Here is a 17035-nt window from a genome sequence, read left to right on the forward strand (position 1 = left end):
CGGCCCGGGGATCGTCCGAGCCGCCTCTGCACGGGCCCTGCCCGGGCACGACGTCTTGCGCCCTCCCCCGACGCCAGGACACCGATGACCACAGGCCTCCTCCTCGTCCAGATTCTCAACGGGCTCCAGCTCGGAATCCTGCTCTTCCTGGTCGCGGCCGGGCTGACGCTGGTCTTCGGGGTGATGGACTTCATCAACCTCGCCCATGGCGTGCAGTACATGCTGGGCGCCTATCTCGCGGTGACCTTCGTCTCGCTGACCGGCAGCTTCGCGCTCGGGCTGGTGCTGGCGCTGGCGGCGGCGCTCGTCTTCGGGCTGGTGCTGGAGTTCCTGGTCTTCCGGCATCTCTACGACCGCGACCATCTCGACCAGGTTCTGGCGACCTTCGGGCTGATCCTGCTGCTCAACCAGGGGGTCAAGATGATCTGGGGGGCGGCGCCGCTCTCGGTGCCGATCCCGGAGCTGCTTTCGGGCAATGTCCGGCTGCTCGACGGTATCCTCTACCCGACCTACCGCTTCGCCCTGATCGGCGCGGGGCTCGCGGTCGCCGGCCTGCTCTGGTTCGTGGTCGAGCGCACCCGCACCGGCATGCTGCTGCGCGCCGGCGCCTCCAACGCGCCGATGGTGTCGGCGCTCGGCGTCGATATCCGCCGGCTGTTCATGGTGGTCTTCGCCTTCGGCACCATGCTGGCGGGCTTCGCCGGGGCGATGGCGGCGCCGATCCTCTCGGTCGAGCCCGGCATGGGCGACACGGTGCTGATCCTCGCCTTCGTGGTGATCGTGATCGGCGGCATCGGCTCGATCCGCGGCGCCTTCGTCGCGGCGCTGATCGTCGGGCTGGTCGACACGCTCGGCCGCTCCTTCATGAACGACCTGCTGCGCTTCTTCATGAGCGCTCCCTCGGCGCGGGCGACCGGCGCGGCGCTCTCCTCCATGCTGATCTACCTGCTGATGGCGGTGGTGCTGTTCCTGCGGCCGGACGGGCTGCTGCCGGCAAGGGGGCGCTCGTGAGCGGCGCGCCTGCCCTGGCGACCGAAGGCCGCAGCGGCGGCGAGCGGCGCAAGCTGCTGCTGCCGGCCGTCATCTTCCTGCTGCTGGCGCTGGCGCCGCTCGCCGTCCATCTCGGCATGCCCGCCTCCTGGCTGCCGCTGCTGACGCGCGCGCTGATCTTCGCGATCGCGGCCCTGTCGCTCGACTTGATCCTCGGCGTCGGCGGGCTGGTCTCGTTCGGCCACGCCGCCTTCCTCGGCATCGGCGCCTATGCCACCGGCATCATGATCACCGAGGGGCGCTCCGAGACGCTGCTGATCCTGCCGGTGGTGCTGCTGGCCTGCGCCGTGTTCGGCGCAGTGACCGGCGCGGTCTGCCTGCGCACGCGCGGCGTCGCCTTCATCATGATCACGCTCGCCTTCGGCCAGATGGTCTACTTCCTGGCGCAGGCGCTCTCGGCCTATGGCGGCGATGACGGGCTGACCCTCTACGAGCGCTCGACCCTGCTCGGCATCGACCTGTTCGCCAGCCGCAGCAGCTTCTTCTACACCGTGCTGGCGAGCCTGGCGGGCTGCTACCTGCTGGTGCGGGCGATCGTCGCCTCGCGCTTCGGGCGGGTGCTGCGTGCCGCGCGCGAGAACCCGACGCGCGTCTCGGTCACCGGTTTCGATGTCGATCGCGTCCGGCTGATCGCCTATGTGCTCAGCGGCATGATCGCCGGCCTCGCCGGCTTCTTCCTCGCCAACCACACCGAGTTCGTCAGCCCGGCCTTCATCTCCTGGCAGCGCTCGGGCGAGTTGATCTTCATGACCGTGCTCGGCGGCGTTGGCTCGCTGCACGGGGCGATCATCGGGGCGATCGCCTATCTGATCGCCGAGGACGCGCTGTCGCATCTCACCGAGCACTGGCGGGTGATCTTCGGGCCGCAGATCGTGCTGTTCGTGCTGTTCACCCGCGGCGGCATCGTCGGCATGCTCAAGCGCGCGGGAGGCGGACGATGAGCGAACCCGTCCTCGTCCTCGACGGCCTGCGCAAGGCTTTCGGCGCGCTCAAGGTCACCGATGGCGTCGATCTCGCCCTGCGGCCGGGCGAGCTGCACGCGCTGATCGGCCCCAACGGCGCCGGCAAGACCACGCTGGTCCACCAGATCTCCGGCATGCTCAAACCGGATGCGGGCACGATCCGCTTCCGCGGGCAGGACGTCACCGGGCTCGACGCCAAGGCGCGCGCCCGGCGCGGGCTGGCGCGCACCTTCCAGATCACCTCGACCATCGCCTCGCTCTCGGCGCTGGAGAACGTCGCACTCGGCGTGCAGGCGCGCGCCGCGCATCCGCTCGCGCTGTTCCGCGACGCGGCCTCGGACGAGAGCCTGAACCGCCCGGCGCGCGAGGCGCTCGCGGCGGTCGGCCTCGCCGACCGGGCCCACATCGCCGCCGGAAGCCTCTCGCATGGCGAGAAGCGCGCGCTGGAACTCGCCATGGCGCTGGCGCTCGAGCCGGCCGCGATCCTGCTCGACGAGCCGCTGGCCGGCGTCGGCAAGGAGGAAGGCGAGCGACTGATCGCGCTGCTCGCCAGCCTGAAGGGCCGCTATGCGATGCTGCTGGTGGAGCACGACATGGAGGCGGTCTTCGCCCTGGCCGACAGCGTCAGCGTGCTGGTCTACGGCCGCGTCATCGCCTCGGGCGCCCCGGCCGCCGTCCGCGCCGATCCGGCCGTGCGCGAGGCCTATCTCGGCGAGGAGGGTTGAGATGCGCGCCCGCCTCGTCTTCGAGCCTGTACGCGCCGCCACCGGACGCCGCCCGCGCCTTAGCCTATGCGTCCCGCCGGAGAGCGCCATGCCGAGGAGCGCGCCATGCTGACCGTCGAGAACCTCGATGCCGGCTATGGCGAGGCGCAGATCCTGTTCGGGCTGGATCTGTCCGTCGCCGCCGGCGAGGTGGTGACGCTGCTCGGCCGCAACGGCATGGGCAAGACCACCACCATCCGCGCGATCATGGGGCTGATCCCGCCGCGCGCCGGCCGCGTCAGCTTCGCGGGCGTCGATCTGACCGGCAGCGCGCCCTTCCGGCTGGCGCAGGCCGGGATCGGGCTGGTGCCGGAAGGAAGGCAGATCTTCCCGACGCTCTCGGTGGAGGAAAACCTGATCGCCACCGCCGCCAGCCGCTTCGGCAAGCCGCGCTGGACGCTCGAGCGGGTCTACGCCTTCCTGCCGCGGCTGAAGGAGCGGCGCGGCAATCGCGGCAACCAGCTCTCGGGCGGCGAGCAGCAGATGCTGGCGATCGGCCGGGCGCTGATGACCAATCCCAAGCTCGTCATCCTCGACGAGGCGACCGAGGGGCTGGCGCCGATCATCCGCCAGGAGATCTGGTCCTGCCTCGCCGCGCTCAAGGCGGAGGGCGAGTCGATCCTGGTGATCGACAAGAACGTCGACGCGCTGGCGCGGATCGCCGACCGGCACCTCGTGCTGGAGAAAGGGCGCATCGTCTGGCGCGGCAGCAGCGACGACCTGCGGGCCGATGCGGCGGTCAAGGACCGCTTCCTGCACCTGTGAGACCTGAGAGGGAGACCATCATGAAGCCGCTGACCGCCGGCGTAACCCGGGCCAATGAGGGCCTCGACGCGATTTCCTGGAACATCCTCGGCCAGATCTATGTGCCGAAGATGCTGAGCGAGGACAGCTTCGCCTGGCACGCCACCTTCCCGCCCGGCACCTTCGTGCCGCCGCATATCCATCCGACGCAGGACGAGTTCGTCTACATGCTGGAGGGCCGCCTCGACGTGGTGCTGGACGGGCAGGAATCGCATGCGCTCGCCGGCGATCTGGTGCGGCTGCCGCGCAATGTCCCGCATGGGCTGTTCAACAAGAGCGAGGCGCCGGTGAAGTGCCTGTTCTGGGTCGCGCCCACGGGACGGCTCTACGACCTGTTCTGGGCGCTGCACTCGATGAAGGAGCAGATCCCGTCCGAGGTCGTGGCGATCTCGGCCCGCCACGAGGTCGATTTCCTGCCGCCGCCGCCCGAGGCGGAGTGAGCCACGGGCCGCCTCGCGGCCCAACCGGACGCCCCCCCGCCGCCGCGCCCTCACCGGCGGGCGGCGTCGGCCTTCGTGGCGCCGGTCTTGCCGGCATAGGTCTTCACGATCATCTCGCGCTTGGCGTAGCCGAGCACCCGCTCGACATCGTCGAAGCCGTTCGGCGCCAGCGCCTCGACCGCATCGATGACACGCTCGGGGCCGCCGATGCGGTTCATCGCGACGATCTCGGCGGTGGCGGGCAGGCGCTTCGCCTCATAGGCCTGCAGCGCATGGCGCGGATGCTCGGCCGTGACCAGAAGGTCGGCGAGGCAACGCGCGTCGAGGATCGCCTGCGAGGCGCCGTTGGAGCCGACCGGGTACATCGGATGGGCGGCGTCGCCGAGCAGGCTGACACGGCCATGGGTCCAGCGCGGCAGCGGATCGCGGTCGCACATCGGATAGTCCCAGAAGCCCGGTGTCGCCCGGATCATCGCCATGATGTCGACGCCCGGCACGGTGAAGCGCCGCGCGAAGGGCAGCACGTCCTCGAGCCGGCCTGGCTTCGACCAGGCCTCCTTCGGCGGCGGCTTCGCCGGGTCGCCGGTGCGGATGTTGACGACCCAGTTGGTCAGCCGCGTGCCCGGCGTCGCGCCGGCCCCGATCGGATAGAGCACGAGCTTGCCGGCCATGCCGCCGGCGACGATCATGCTCTGCCCGTCGAGGAAGACCGGCCAGTCGAGCGCGCCGCGCCACATCTGCACGCCGTTCCAGCAGGGCGGGCCCTGGTCCGGGAAGTAATGCGCGCGCACGGCGGAATGGATGCCGTCGGCGCCGATCAGGATGTCGCCCCTCACCGTCTCGCCGCTCTCGCCGAAGCGGGTATCGGCGAAATGGGCGGTGACGCCGCCCTCGTCCTGGAAGAAGCCCTGCAGGCGCCGGCCGGTGCGGATCGCATCCTCGCCGAGGCGCGCGGCGACCGCGTCGTGGATCACGCCTTGCAAACGGCCGCGATGGATCGAGAACTGCGGCACCTTGGCGCCGGCATGCAGGCCGCGCGGCTCGCGCCAGACCTCCTGGCCGAAGCGGTTGAGATAACGCAGCTCGCGCGTGCGGATCGCGACCGCATCGAGAGCCGGCAGCAGGCCGAGCTCGGCCAGCTCGCCGATGGCGTGCGGCAGCGTGTTGATGCCGACGCCGACCTCGCGGATCTCGCCGGACTGCTCGTAGACCGTGGCGCCGATGCCCCTGGCGTGCAGCATGAGCGCGAGCGTGAGCCCGCCGATGCCGCCGCCGACGATGATGACCTTCATGACAGACCGTTCCCGCTTATTTATTTCAAGCTTCAAATATTATTCGGGAGCTTGTCAATCGGCGGCGCCGCGGCGCCCTCATACGGCCGCCCCTGCCGCCGCCTCGCATTTTCCGGCGTTTTCGGCCGGAACGAAGGCAGTTTCTGTGCGTATCTTTCGCCGACACCGTCGATTTCCGGATAGTCGTCATGCGAAATGGTGTCTTGTGTGGCTCATGACGACGATTCGCGGAGCGTTCATGCGCCATTGCGGCCTGCCCACGCTCATTCACGTCCACCACAGGTCCAGGAGGATTCCATGACCAAGAACGAACTGATCGCCGCCATCGCCGACGAGACCGGCAAGTCCAAGGCGGACGTCTCGGCGGTGCTGGCGTCCATGGCCGGCGTCGTCACCAAGGCGCTCAAGGACGGCGGCGACGTCACGCTGGGCGGCATCGGCAAGCTCGCCGCGGCCAAGCGCGAGGCCCGCGAGGCCCGCAACCCGGCCACCGGCGCGATGATCAAGGTTCCGGCCAAGACGGTGGTGAAGTTCAAGGTCACCAAGGACCTCGCCGAGGCCGTGGCCTGATTCCGGCAGGCGGCGGCCTCGTGCCGCCGCCGCTGCTTGACCCGCGCCGGCCATCGGCCACATTAGCGCGATGTTCCTGCGCCTCTTCACCGATCTGCGCGCGGCCGGGGTTCCGGTGACCCTGCGCGAGCATCTAGCCCTGCTCGAAGGCGTGCAGGCCGAGCTGGCGGGCTACCGCGTCGACGATTTCTATTATCTCGCCCGCACCTGCCTGGTGAAGGACGAGCGGCATCTCGACCGCTTCGACCGCGTCTTCGGCCAGGTGTTCAAGGGTGTCGAGACGCTCGGCGAGGCGCTGGACGCCGCCGAGATCCCCGAGGAATGGCTGCGCCGCCTCGCCGAGAAATACCTCACCGACGATGAGAAGGCCCAGCTCCAGGCGCTGGGCTGGGACAAGCTGCTCGACACGCTGAAGCAGCGCCTCGCCGAGCAGAAGGGCCGCCATCAGGGCGGCAGCAAGTGGATCGGTACCGCCGGCACCTCGCCTTACGGCGCCTATGGCTACAATCCCGAGGGAGTCCGCATCGGCCAGGACGGCAACCGCAATTTCCGCGCGGTGAAGGTCTGGGACCAGCGCGACTTCAAGGATTTCGACGACACGCGCGAGCTCGGCGTGCGCAATCTGCGCATCGCGCTGCGGCGGCTGCGCAAGTTCGCGCGCACCGGCGCCGCCGAGGAGCTCGATCTCGACCGCACCATCGCCGAGACGGCGCGGCAGGGCTATCTCGACGTGCAGCTGCGGCCCGAGCGGCGCAACGCCGTGAAGGTGCTGCTCTTTCTCGATGTCGGCGGCTCGATGGACTGGCATGTCGAGCTGGCCGAGGAGCTGTTCTCCGCCGCGCGCGCCGAGTTCAAGCATTTCGAGCATTTCTACTTCCACAACTGCCCCTATGAGCGGGTCTGGAAGGAGAACCGGCGCCGGCACGAGCAGCAGATCGCGACCTGGGACGTGCTGCGCACCTACCCGCCCGATTACCGCCTCGTCTTCGTCGGCGACGCCTCGATGAGCCCCTATGAGATCGCCATGCCGGGCGGCTCGGTCGAGCACTGGAACGAGGAGGCCGGCGAGGTCTGGCTGCGCCGGCTGATCGGGCATTTCCCGCGCTCGGTCTGGCTCAACCCGGTACAGCGGCATCTGTGGAGCTACACCCAGTCCATCCGCCAGATCGGCGGGCTGATGGAGGGACGCATGTTCCCGCTGACGCTGGACGGGCTCGACGGCGCGATGAAGGCGCTGGTGCGCTGACGGCCGATTTGCGCCGGGGGCACGATGCTGTAAGCCACGCGCATGCAGGACGACGACAGCCTCCCGCTCTCCTGGCGCCAGCGCCCCCGCCCGATCGGGCAGGAGATGGTCTACCGCCTCCATGACGGCGAGCTCGAGGTGGATTCCGGCCGCAAATCCTACCGGATCCGCCTGGCCGCGATCGAGCGGGTGCGCTTCTTCTACGCGCCCAGCAACGTCACATCGAACGCCTTCCGGACGCAGCTCACCCTGGCCGACCGGCGGACCGTGACCTTCGGCAACCTGTCCTGGCGTTCCATGACCGATGTCGAGCGCGACGATGCGCGCTATCACGCCTTCGTCAGCGGGCTCAGCGCCGCGATCGTGCGGGCGAACCCGCAGGTGCGCTTCGTCGCCGGGCGCAACCGCGTGTTCTGGCTGGCCTTAGCGATCGCAGGCGTGGCGGCGATGCTCATGTTGACCTGGTTCAGCGTCAGCGCCTTCCGGCAGGGCGCGACCGCGGCCGGCTGGCTCGGCATCGCCTTCGCGGCCCTCTCGGCCTGGCAGGTGATCCCGATGGTCAGGCTGAACCGGCCGCGCGAACTGGCGCCCGGCACGGTCCCGCCCGATCTGGTGCCCGGCGGCTGAGCGCCGCCGGCGGCGCTCAGCTCAGCGGACCACCAGCACCGAGCATTTCGCCCGGCGCACGATCGCCGAGGCGTTCGAGCCAATGACATAGGCCAGCATGCCCGGCTCGTGCGAGCCGAGCACCACGAGGTCGGCGCCGCTGGCATCGGCCTCGGCCAGCACCTCGCCATGCACCGAGCCGACCAGGACGCGCGCCGAGACGCGCTCGGCCGGCAGCTTCACCTTGGCGGCGATCTCGGCGAGCTTCGCCTCGGCATCGGCCTGCTGGCCGGCATCGAAATCGGCCGGGACGAACTCCATATAGGTCACCGGCACGAGCGAGCGGACATAGACCAGCCGGACCGTGCCCTCCGACATCGTCGCAAATTCCTCGGCGGCCCTGATGGCCGGCGCCGCCAGCTCGGCCTCGGCCAGATCGACCGGAACCAGAATCGACTTGTACATGCTCGTCTCCCCGCTTTGAGCGACTGATGCACCCTCGCGCCGCGCCGGCGCGGGGTCTTTGCGTTAGATCAACCGGCGCCGCGCATGCATGCCATGACGCAACGGAATTTGACGGCCGCCACCGCCGCGGCCGACAGTCCCAACGGCCCTCGCGACCGCGCTCCGGCCGACCCTGGACCCGCCGATGTCGAACGCCTCTCCCTCGCGACGGCCCGCCGGCCTGCTCGCTTCGCCGACCAGCTTCCTGATGGTGCTGGCCTTCGTCAACTGGTTCGGCTTCGCCAGCTGGAGCGCGCTGATCAACAACTTCGCCAAGGAGGCCGCCGGCTTCACCGGCCAGGACATCGGCGTGCTGCAATCGGTGCGCGAGATTCCCGGTTTCCTGGCCTTCACCGCGATCATCCTGTTCTGGATCATGCGCGAGCAGGTCCTGGCCTATCTCAGCCTGCTGACGCTCGGCATCGGTATCGCGCTGACCGGCTTCTTCCCGAGCCTGGGCGGCCTGCTGCTGACCACGACGATCATGTCGATCGGCTTCCACTATTACGAGACGGCCCAGCAGTCGCTGCAGCTGCAGCTTCTACCGAAAGCCGAGGCGCCGCGCCTGCTCGGCCGGATCGCCGGCGCCTCGGCCGTGGCCCAGCTCTCGGCCTTCGGCGGCATCGCGCTGATCTGGACGATCTGGCAGCCGGCCTATGAGACGGTGTTCCTCGGCGCCGGCCTTGTCACCATGGTGCTGATCCTGGTCGCCATGGCGCTGTTCCCGCGCTTCCAGGGCACGGTGCCGCAGAACAAGGGCTTCGTGCTGCGCAAGCGCTACTGGCTCTATTACGCGCTGACCTTCATGTCCGGCGCCCGGCGCCAGATATTCATGGCCTTCGGCGGCTTTCTGCTGGTCGAGCGCTTCGGCTACGACGTCGCCGCCACCGCGACGCTGTTCCTCGTCACCTATGGCATCAACACCGTGGCCGGCCCGATGCTCGGCAGCCTGGTCGGGCGCATCGGCGAGCGCGCCACGATCCAGCTCGAGAACCTGTCGCTGGTCGCGGTCTTCATCGGCTACGCGCTGGCGAGCCATGGCGTGTTCGGCGCGCGGGGCGCGACGGTCGCCGGCGCGCTCTTCGTGGTCGACGGCGTGTTCTTCACGCTCGTCCTGGCGCAGCGCACCTATTTCCAGAAGATCGCCGACCCGGCCGACATCGCGCCCACCTCGGCGGTGGCGTTCACCATCAACCACATCGCCGCGGTCTTCCTGCCGATCACCTTCGGGCTGATCTGGATCCGCGATCCGGCGATCGTCTTCTATATCGGCGCGGCGGTGGCGACGGTCTCGCTCGGCCTGTCGCTGCTGGTGCCCCGCCATCCCGAGGTGGGACGCGAGACCACGCTTAAGCCGCGGGCCGAGGGCGGCTGAGCGCCGGGGCTCAGCCCTGGCGCTCGGGCGTGCGGACCACGAGGCCGTCGAGATCGTCGCGGACGCGGATCTGGCAGGAGAGCCGCGAGGTCGGGCGGACATCATAGGCGAAGTCCAGCATGTCCTCCTCCATCGGCTCGGGCCCGCCGACCGCCTCGGCCCAGGCGTCGTCGACATAGACATGGCAGGTGGCGCAGGCGCAGGCGCCGCCGCATTCGGCCTCGACGCCCGGCACGCCGTTGCGGATGGCGACCTCCATCACGGTCGCGCCGGTTTCGCCCTCGACGGTGCGTGCGGTGCCCTGCGCATCGATGAAGGTGATCTTGGCCATGCTCGACTCCGGCCCGCCGCCGGCGGGTTCGCTGCTGTCAGGGCCTGGCGGAGACGGGCTCGCGATCGCGAACCGCGGCGCCTCGCGCGTCGGCCGGGAGGAACGGCCCTCGGGGGAACCCGCGGCCGCCCTGTCTCTAGAGGATTTCCAAGGGCTGCGAAACGGCCCTGTGACGGGCCGGTTTCAGGCGGCGAGATCGAGCCTGGCGATCACGGCCCGGGCCTCGGCCGCCGCCAGCGCCAGCGCGTCCATGCGGTTTTCCAGCTTGGCGCAGGGCGGCAGCGCCAGCTGCTGCTCGACCAGATCGGCGGCCTCGGCCACCTGCCACGCACCGATGGCGCGCGCCGCGCCCTTCAGCGTGTGGGCGGCGTCGCGCCGTGCCGCCGGATCCTCGGCGCTGTGGATGGTGCGCAGGTGCCGCACGCATTGCTGGGCGAAGAGGCCGAGGAGCTCGCGCTCCAGCGCGAGGTCGCCGCCGGTCTGGCGCGACAGGTGCTCGGTGTCGATGGCTGACTGGGACATGTCGGATCACTCGATTTCGGGGCGCGCGAGCGCTCTCCCGCCGCGGTAGCGCAATCTCTCAGCAAGCGCTTTTATGGTGAACGAGGCGTTAACGACGTTTGTGAATCCCGCCGGCAATCGGGTTTCCATCCCTCACTGCCTCAACTACCCTTCAACCGAGTAAACGATGGGCGTCTTGTCCCCGCACGCTTTCCGGCCCAGTTTGCCGGAGGGTGACGGGCACGCGATGCGCGACCCCGTCGTCAGTAGCGTAGCGAGGCGGCATTCATGACCCGGCAAACCAAGCTCCAGGATCCGACCGAAGCGGCGATGTCGGCGATCGAGGAGGCCCTGAAGCTGGACCAGCCGCAGGGCGAGCGTCCGGCGGGCTCCGATGGCGGCAAGCTGCCCGGCGCCGGCGACCTCAAGCTCGAACTGCCGAGGGTGGAATCCGCCCCCGCCCTGCCCGCCGCCCCGCCGGCGGCTCCCGCCGCTTCCGCAGCCGCCCAGCCGGAGAGCGCCCAGCCGGCCCCGCGCGCCCGGCCGGCCATCGCGCCCGACACCAGCCGCGTCGCCAATGACGACCGCCGCGATTCCAGCTCGCTCGTCCAGGCCTTCTCCGCCCGCCCGTCCGCTCGCCCCTACGTCTTCGCCGCGCTCGCCGCCGTCGCCTGGCTGGGCGCGTCCGCCTTCGCGCTCGTCAGCCGCTACGGCTCCTTCACCGACGGCCTGCCGCCGACGCTGGCCGCCTGGGGCGCCGGCGAGTGGATCCTGATGGCGCTCGCCATCGGCGCGCCCATCGTCTTCTTCTTCGTCCTCGCCGCGCTCTACCGTCGCACCCAGGAGATGCGCCTGGTCTCGCGCGCCATGACCGAGGTCGCGCTCCGCCTGGCCGAGCCCGAGGTGGTGGCCGGCGATTCCGTGCTGTCGCTGAGCCAGACCATCCGCCGCGAGGTCGCCGCCATGGGCGACGGCATCGAGCGCGCGGTCGCCCGCGCCGGCGAGCTGGAGACCATCGTGCGCGGCGAGATCGCCACGCTGGAGCGCGCCTATGCCGACAACGAGATCCGGCTGCGTGCCCTGATCGACGAACTGGTGACGCAGCGCGAATCCGTGGTCGGCAATGCCGAGCGCGTGAAGTTCGCCATCAGCGGCGCCCACGAGACCATCAGCAAGAACCTCGAGACCGCCAGCCGCTCGATCTCGGAGGCGGTGTCGCAGGCCGGCGAGCGCGTGACCTCCACCCTCACCGAGAAGGGCGACCAGATCACCATCGCGCTGGGCCGGGCCGGCGAGCGCATGGTCGACGAGATCGGCGGGCGCGGCAACGAGCTGGTCGAGCGCCTGCAGATCACCTCCGGCGAGGTCGGCACCAAGCTCACCACGGCCAGCGAGAGCGTCGCGGCGCTGATCGACAGCCGCGTGCAGGACATTTCCTCCTCGCTCGAGCGCACCGGCGCCGTGCTGACCGAGGGCCTGACCGCCGGCGCCCGCGACGTCACCCGCGCCATCAGCGAGACCGGCTCGCAGGTCGCGGAATCGCTGGCCAGCCGCGCCGAGACCGTTAACGAGACGCTGCGCAGCACCGGCGAGACACTCGCCCAGGAGATTTCGCAGCGCGGCACGCTGGTCGCCGAGCGCTTCGAGCAGAGCGGCAACAGCCTGGCCGAGCTGATCGAGCGCCAGAGCGGCGACCTGACCCGCCGCCTCGCCGAGACCGGCGAGACCCTGCGCTCGGCGATCGCCGACGAGGGTGGCAGCGTCACCTCGCGCCTGGCAGAGACCGGCGAAGCGGTGCGCAGCTCGATCGCCGTCGAGGGCCAGAGCCTCACCAGCCGCCTCGCCGAGACCGGCGAGACGCTGCGCTCCACCCTGTCGGAGGAAGGCGAGAGCGTCACCACCCGCCTGGCCGAGGTCGGCCGCGGCGTGCATTCGCTGCTCGGCAAGCAGAACGAGCTGGTCGCCTCGCGCATCCAGCAGGCCGGCGACACCGTCCACGCGCTGCTGGGCAAGCAGAGCGAGGAGTTGGTCGGCCGCCTGACCGAGACGGTGCAGACCGTCGACGGGCTGCTGCGCGAGCGCAGCGATTCCATCATCCTGCGCTTCGACGAAGCCGGCCGCAGCCTCGATACGGTGATCGGCGAGCGCGGCGAGGAGCTGACCTCGCGGATCTCCGCCGTCGGCGCCACCGTCCACAGCCTGTTCTCGGAAGAGGCCGGCAGCCTCGTCACCCGCCTCTCCGATGTCGGGCATGAAGTGCGCGGCGCCATCGGCTCGCAGGGCGACACGCTGGTCGAGCGCCTCTCCGAGGTCGGCCGCAGCATGCAGGACGCGCTCGGCGCCCGCGCCGAGGGGCTGGTCGAGCGTCTGGCCGGCGTCAGCCGTGACGTCGAGCAGGCGATCGGCTCCGGCGGCGACGGGCTGCTCGCCCGCCTCGCCGAGGTCACGCAGGAGGTCCAGCAGGTCATCGGCTCGCGCAGCGAGGACCTGGTCACCCGTCTCTCCGATGTCACCCGCGAGATCGAGAACGCCATCGGCGCGCGCGGCGACGGGCTCGTCACCCGCTTGGCCGAGGTCACCCGCGGCGTCGAGACCGCGATCGATGAGCGCGGCGGCGGGCTGGTCGATCGCCTCGCCGCGGTCAGCCGCGAGGTCGAGGGCACGCTCGGCGACAAGGGCGACCGTCTGGTCGGCCGCCTCTCCGAGGTCGGTCAGGAGATCCACACCGCGCTCGGCGAGCGCGGCGAAGGCCTCGCCAGCCGCCTCGCCGAGGTCGGCGCCGACGTGCAGTCGGCGATCAGCGAGCAGCGCGAAAACCTCATCCTCCAGCTCGCCGAAGCCGGCTCGGGCGTGCGCAAGCTGCTCGCGGCCGAGAGCGAGGCGCTGGCCGGCCGCGTGCTGGCCACCGGCCAGGACATGCAGGAGCTGCTCTCGGGCCAGAGCCAGGCGCTGGTCACCCGCGTCGCCGATGTCGGCCGCTCGGTCCACGGCCTGCTGGCGGAGCGCAGCGGCGCCCTGATCGGCAAGCTGGCCGAAGCCGGCCAGACGCTGCAGGAGCAGCTCGGCGAACAGGGCGAGGCGATCGCCGCCCGCATCAACGCCGCGAGCCAGAGCGCGCGCGCAGTGTTCGACGATCAGCAGGCCGGCTTCATCGCCCGCCTCAACGACACCGGCAATGAGGTCGTCAGCCTGCTCGGCAGCCAGCGCGAGAGCATCATCGCCGGCCTCACCGCCACCGGCAGCGAGGTCCACGCGCTGCTCGGCACGCAGGGCGAGGAACTCGCCGCGCGTCTCGCCGCCGCCAACCGCGCGCTGTCCGACACGATCAACCTCGACGGCCGCCTGGTCGCCGAGCGCGTCGACGAGGCCGCCAAGGCTCTGCGCGAGAGCTTCACCTCGCAGGCCGAGCAGGCCAGCGGGCTGCTGGCCTCGACCGGCAAGGACGTGATGATCGCGCTGACCCAGCAGGGCGGCCGCGTCAACGAGGCCCTGGCCGCCAACGCCGCCTCGCTGCTGCGCTCGGTCGACGAGCGCTCGCAGGCGCTCAACGAGCTGCTCGCCAGCCGCCATGACGCGCTCAACCGGCTGTTCGATGTGCAGGGTCGCGAGATCGAGGCCAATCTCAGCGCCCGCCTCGGCGGCTTCCAGGAGATCATCGTCACCCGCGGTGGTGCCCTTGCCGAGCGCATCGCCGGCGATGCACATCGCTTCACCGACACGGTCACGACGCGCCTGTCGCAGGTCGAGAAGCTGCTCGGCACCGAGGCGCAGGAGCTGGCCGAGCGCATCGGCGAGCGCTCGCAGCAGGCGGCGGAGATCATGACCACCCGCACGCAGGATGCGGCGGCGGCCATGGAGAACCAGATCCGCATCTTCGAGGAGCGTTCCAGCGCCAAGAGCGCCGAGATCGCGACCTCGCTGGACGGGCTGATCGCGCGCATCGACGGCAATCTCGGCTCCCGCGCCACGGCGCTCAACGAGGCGCTGGTCGAGCGCACGGTCGACATCGCCCGCGTCATGGCGGAGGGCGGCCGCGAGGTCACGCGCGCGCTGGCGGCCAAGGCCGACGAGATCGGCGAGATCGTCACCTCCAAGAGCGAGGCGCTGACCCAGACGCTGGCCGAGAAGGCCGATTCCATCAACGCGACGCTGGGCGGCCGCGCCCTGCAGATCGCCGACACGCTCGACCAGAGCGTGGCGCGCTTCGAGGAGCGCGTGGTCGGCCGGCTCGACAGCGTCTCCGGCACGCTCGACGCCCGCGGCTCGGAGATCGCCGAGCGGCTGCAGTCGACCTCCAGCGCGATCTCGGCCACGCTCGGCGCGAGCACGCAGGAGCTGCACGCCCTGTTCGAGGACAAGGGCAGCAGCCTGGTCGCCGCCCTCGGCGAGAGCGGCACCCGCCTCGTCCAGACCCTGCAGAGCAAGGCCGACGAGCTGGCCGACGGCTTCGGCCACCGCACCGAGGAGCTGCGCGCCCTGTTCGACGACAAGGGCAGCGGCATGGTGGTTGCGCTGGGCAGCAGCGGCACGCGCGTGATCGACACGCTCGAGGCCAAGGCGACCGAGATCGCCGCCAGCTTCGGCGCCCGCAGCGAGGACCTGCGCGCCCTGTTCGACGAAAAGGGCCAGGGCGTGGTCGAGGTGCTCGACCGCCGCGGCAACCAGATCGCGGCGCGGCTCGACGCCGGCTCCGGCCAGATCGCGAACGCGCTCGACAGCCGTACCGAGGCGCTGCGCACCCTGTTCGAAGAGAGCGGCAGCCGCATCGTCGAGACGGTCGGCCAGCGCGGCGCGGCCATCGTCGGCGAGATCGCCGGCACGGCCGAGACGCTGGTGCGCGACCTGGAGGGCCGCAGCGGCTCGCTGGTCGCCGGCCTGCGCGACCACGGCGCCGAGATCGCCGCCGCGCTCGACGCCGCTTCGACCCAGCTGCGCGAGACCATCGAGACCGGCACCGGCCAGTCCGTCGAGGCGCTGCTCCAGACCAACGACCAGCTGCGCACCGAGCTCGGCGGCATGCTCGGCCGCCTGGCCGAGGCCAACAAACTGATGCAGCAGATCGTCACCGGCGCGAACAAGAACCTCGTGGCGATCGAGAGCAGCCTGTCGAGCCGCGTCGAGGAGCTGCAATCCGTGCTCTCGACCGTGGTCGAGGAGACGGGCCGCACGTCCATGGAGGTCGGCAACCAGGTCCAGATGCTCAAGGGCTTCGCCGAGGGCACGCTGCGCGACACCGCCGAGCTGATCAGCCGCATCGACGAGCAGGGCTCCTCGATGACCGAGACCACCCAGACCAACACGGCGGCCCTCAATGCCGTCGCCCAGCGTCTGGAGCAGGTCGAGGCCCGGGTCGGCAACGCGCTCGCCGAGCGCAAGGACGCGCTGGAGCAACTGCACACGCTGATCTCCAGCCGCACCGACGAGATCGGCGAGATCACCCGCGGCTTCGCCTCCTCGCTCGACGAATCGCTCGGCTCGGCTCAGGAGCGCACCCGCCAGATCGGCAGCCTGCTCACCGAGTCGGCAGAGGTCGCCAGCGGGGCGATTACCCAGCAGTTCGACACGATCCGCACCGCGACGGGCCGCGAGCGCGAACGCATCGCGCAGGCCCTGCGCGCCTCCTACGAGCAGGTCGTCGGCGAGGTCGGCGCGGAGATCGCCAAGGTCACCGAGCGCTTCCAGAGCTCCGCCGACGAGATGCGTGCGATGTCGGCCGCCATCCAGCAGGAGCTGGAGGCGACCCGCTCCGAGCTCAAGCGCGGCGTGCTCGACCTGCCGCGCGAGACGCAGGAATCGACCGCCGCCATGCGCCGCGTCGTGGCCGACCAGATCAAGGCGCTCAACGAACTGACCGAGATCGTCAGCCGCTCCGGCCGCAGCATGGACGTGACCCGGCCCGCGCCGGAGAGCGCCAGCCGGCGCCCGGCCGCCTTCCCCGCCACCACCACGGCGACCGCCGTCGCGGTGGAGAGCCCGCGGGCCCCTGCCCTGACCGAGCCGCTGCGCGCCTCGATCGACCCGACCCCGGCCCAGCCGGCGCCGCAGGCCGCCGCTCGCGCCGAGACGCGCAAGCCGGTCGAGGCCGCCCCCGTCGCCAAGACGGGCTGGCTCTCCGACCTGCTCAACCGCGCCTCGCGCGACGACCGCGAGCCGGAGGCGTCGAAGCCGACCGCCCACAGCATCGAGAAGCTCGATTCGCTCTCGGTCGACATCGCCCGGATGATCGACCATGACGCGGCCGTCGAGCTCTGGGACCGCTACAAGCGGGGTGAGCGCAACGTCTTCACGCGCCGGCTCTACACGCTGCAGGGCCAGCAGACCTTCGACGAGATCCGTCGCAAGTACCGCCGCGACAGCGAGTTCAAGGAGACGGTCGACCGCTATATCGAGGAGTTCGAGCGCCTGCTCGGCGAAGCGGCCAAGGACGACCGCGACTCGATGGTGGCCAAGACCTACCTGACCTCGGAGACCGGCAAGGTCTACACCATGCTGGCCCATGCCAGCGGGCGCTTCGAGTAAGCGGCGCAGACAGGCCGAAACGACGAAAGGCCGCTCCGGGAGGCGCGGCCTTTCCTTTTCTGCAGGCAACG

Annotated in this window: 14 protein-coding genes; 10 read left to right on the forward strand and 4 right to left on the reverse strand. The window is 70.5% G+C overall.

Annotated features, from left to right (window positions below):
- The first annotated feature begins 84 nt into the window (after positions 1 to 84).
- From ABE438_RS08535 to ABE438_RS08555, 5 genes are all read left to right on the forward strand, one after another.
- Positions 85 to 1011, forward strand: coding sequence for a branched-chain amino acid ABC transporter permease (locus ABE438_RS08535; RefSeq protein ID WP_346502173.1), 927 nt, complete (start codon positions 85 to 87; stop codon positions 1009 to 1011).
- Entirely contained in the window at positions 1008 to 1991 is a 984-nt protein-coding gene (locus ABE438_RS08540; protein ID WP_346502174.1) for a branched-chain amino acid ABC transporter permease, read from the forward strand. The genes ABE438_RS08535 and ABE438_RS08540 overlap by 4 nt, the downstream gene beginning before the upstream one ends.
- The gene (locus tag ABE438_RS08545; RefSeq protein WP_346502175.1) at positions 1988 to 2737 is read left to right on the forward strand and encodes an ABC transporter ATP-binding protein; all 750 of its coding nucleotides are present in this window, start codon (positions 1988 to 1990) and stop codon (positions 2735 to 2737) included. Before ABE438_RS08540 ends, ABE438_RS08545 begins: the two co-directional genes overlap by 4 nt.
- 105 nt (positions 2738 to 2842) lie before the next feature.
- Positions 2843 to 3541, forward strand: a complete 699-nt coding sequence (locus ABE438_RS08550; protein WP_346502176.1) for an ABC transporter ATP-binding protein — start codon at positions 2843 to 2845, stop codon at positions 3539 to 3541.
- A 20-nt stretch (positions 3542 to 3561) separates the two neighbouring features.
- Positions 3562 to 4020, forward strand: coding sequence for a cupin domain-containing protein (locus tag ABE438_RS08555; protein ID WP_346502177.1), 459 nt, complete (start codon positions 3562 to 3564; stop codon positions 4018 to 4020).
- Positions 4021 to 4070: 50 nt separating this feature from the next.
- On the opposite strand, the gene ABE438_RS08560 is transcribed toward ABE438_RS08555, so the two are convergent.
- Entirely contained in the window at positions 4071 to 5312 is a 1242-nt protein-coding gene (locus tag ABE438_RS08560; protein WP_346502178.1) for a flavin-dependent oxidoreductase, read from the reverse strand.
- A 195-nt stretch (positions 5313 to 5507) separates the two neighbouring features.
- On the opposite strand from ABE438_RS08560, the gene ABE438_RS08565 reads away from it, so the two are divergent.
- From ABE438_RS08565 to ABE438_RS08575, 3 genes are all read left to right on the forward strand, one after another.
- The gene (locus ABE438_RS08565) at positions 5508 to 5882 is read left to right on the forward strand and encodes an HU family DNA-binding protein (RefSeq protein ID WP_346502179.1); all 375 of its coding nucleotides are present in this window, start codon (positions 5508 to 5510) and stop codon (positions 5880 to 5882) included.
- A gap of 70 nt (positions 5883 to 5952) precedes the next feature.
- Positions 5953 to 7128 carry a vWA domain-containing protein gene (locus ABE438_RS08570; RefSeq protein ID WP_346502180.1) on the forward strand — a complete coding sequence of 392 codons (1176 nt, stop codon included), beginning with the start codon at positions 5953 to 5955 and terminating at the stop codon, positions 7126 to 7128.
- 42 nt (positions 7129 to 7170) lie between these two features.
- Complete coding sequence (locus tag ABE438_RS08575; protein WP_346502181.1) at positions 7171 to 7755, forward strand: hypothetical protein; 585 nt, start codon at positions 7171 to 7173, stop codon at positions 7753 to 7755.
- A gap of 21 nt (positions 7756 to 7776) precedes the next feature.
- On the opposite strand, the gene ABE438_RS08580 is transcribed toward ABE438_RS08575, so the two are convergent.
- Entirely contained in the window at positions 7777 to 8199 is a 423-nt protein-coding gene (locus ABE438_RS08580) for a universal stress protein (RefSeq protein ID WP_346502182.1), read from the reverse strand.
- Positions 8200 to 8383: 184 nt separating this feature from the next.
- Between ABE438_RS08580 and ABE438_RS08585 the strand changes: the two genes are divergently transcribed.
- A complete protein-coding gene (locus ABE438_RS08585; protein ID WP_346502183.1) occupies positions 8384 to 9613 on the forward strand; it encodes an MFS transporter in 1230 nt (409 codons plus the stop codon).
- A 10-nt stretch (positions 9614 to 9623) separates the two neighbouring features.
- Here ABE438_RS08585 and ABE438_RS08590 read toward each other — a convergent pair whose 3' ends face one another.
- Both ABE438_RS08590 and ABE438_RS08595 read right to left on the reverse strand, forming a co-directional pair.
- Complete coding sequence (locus tag ABE438_RS08590; protein ID WP_346502184.1) at positions 9624 to 9944, reverse strand: 2Fe-2S iron-sulfur cluster-binding protein; 321 nt, start codon at positions 9942 to 9944, stop codon at positions 9624 to 9626.
- Between the two features lie 183 nt (positions 9945 to 10127).
- Positions 10128 to 10466, reverse strand: coding sequence for an Hpt domain-containing protein (locus ABE438_RS08595; protein WP_346502185.1), 339 nt, complete (start codon positions 10464 to 10466; stop codon positions 10128 to 10130).
- Positions 10467 to 10733: 267 nt separating this feature from the next.
- Here ABE438_RS08595 and ABE438_RS08600 point away from each other — a divergent pair, with 267 nt between their 5' ends.
- Positions 10734 to 16964: an apolipoprotein A-IV repeat region-like domain-containing protein gene (locus ABE438_RS08600; protein ID WP_346502186.1), complete on the forward strand. Its 6231-nt coding sequence runs from the start codon at positions 10734 to 10736 to the stop codon at positions 16962 to 16964.
- Positions 16965 to 17035: the final 71 nt, after the last annotated feature.

This window comes from Allobosea sp. TWI1241, assembly GCF_039673065.1.
Taxonomy (GTDB): Bacteria; Pseudomonadota; Alphaproteobacteria; order Rhizobiales; family Beijerinckiaceae; genus Allobosea.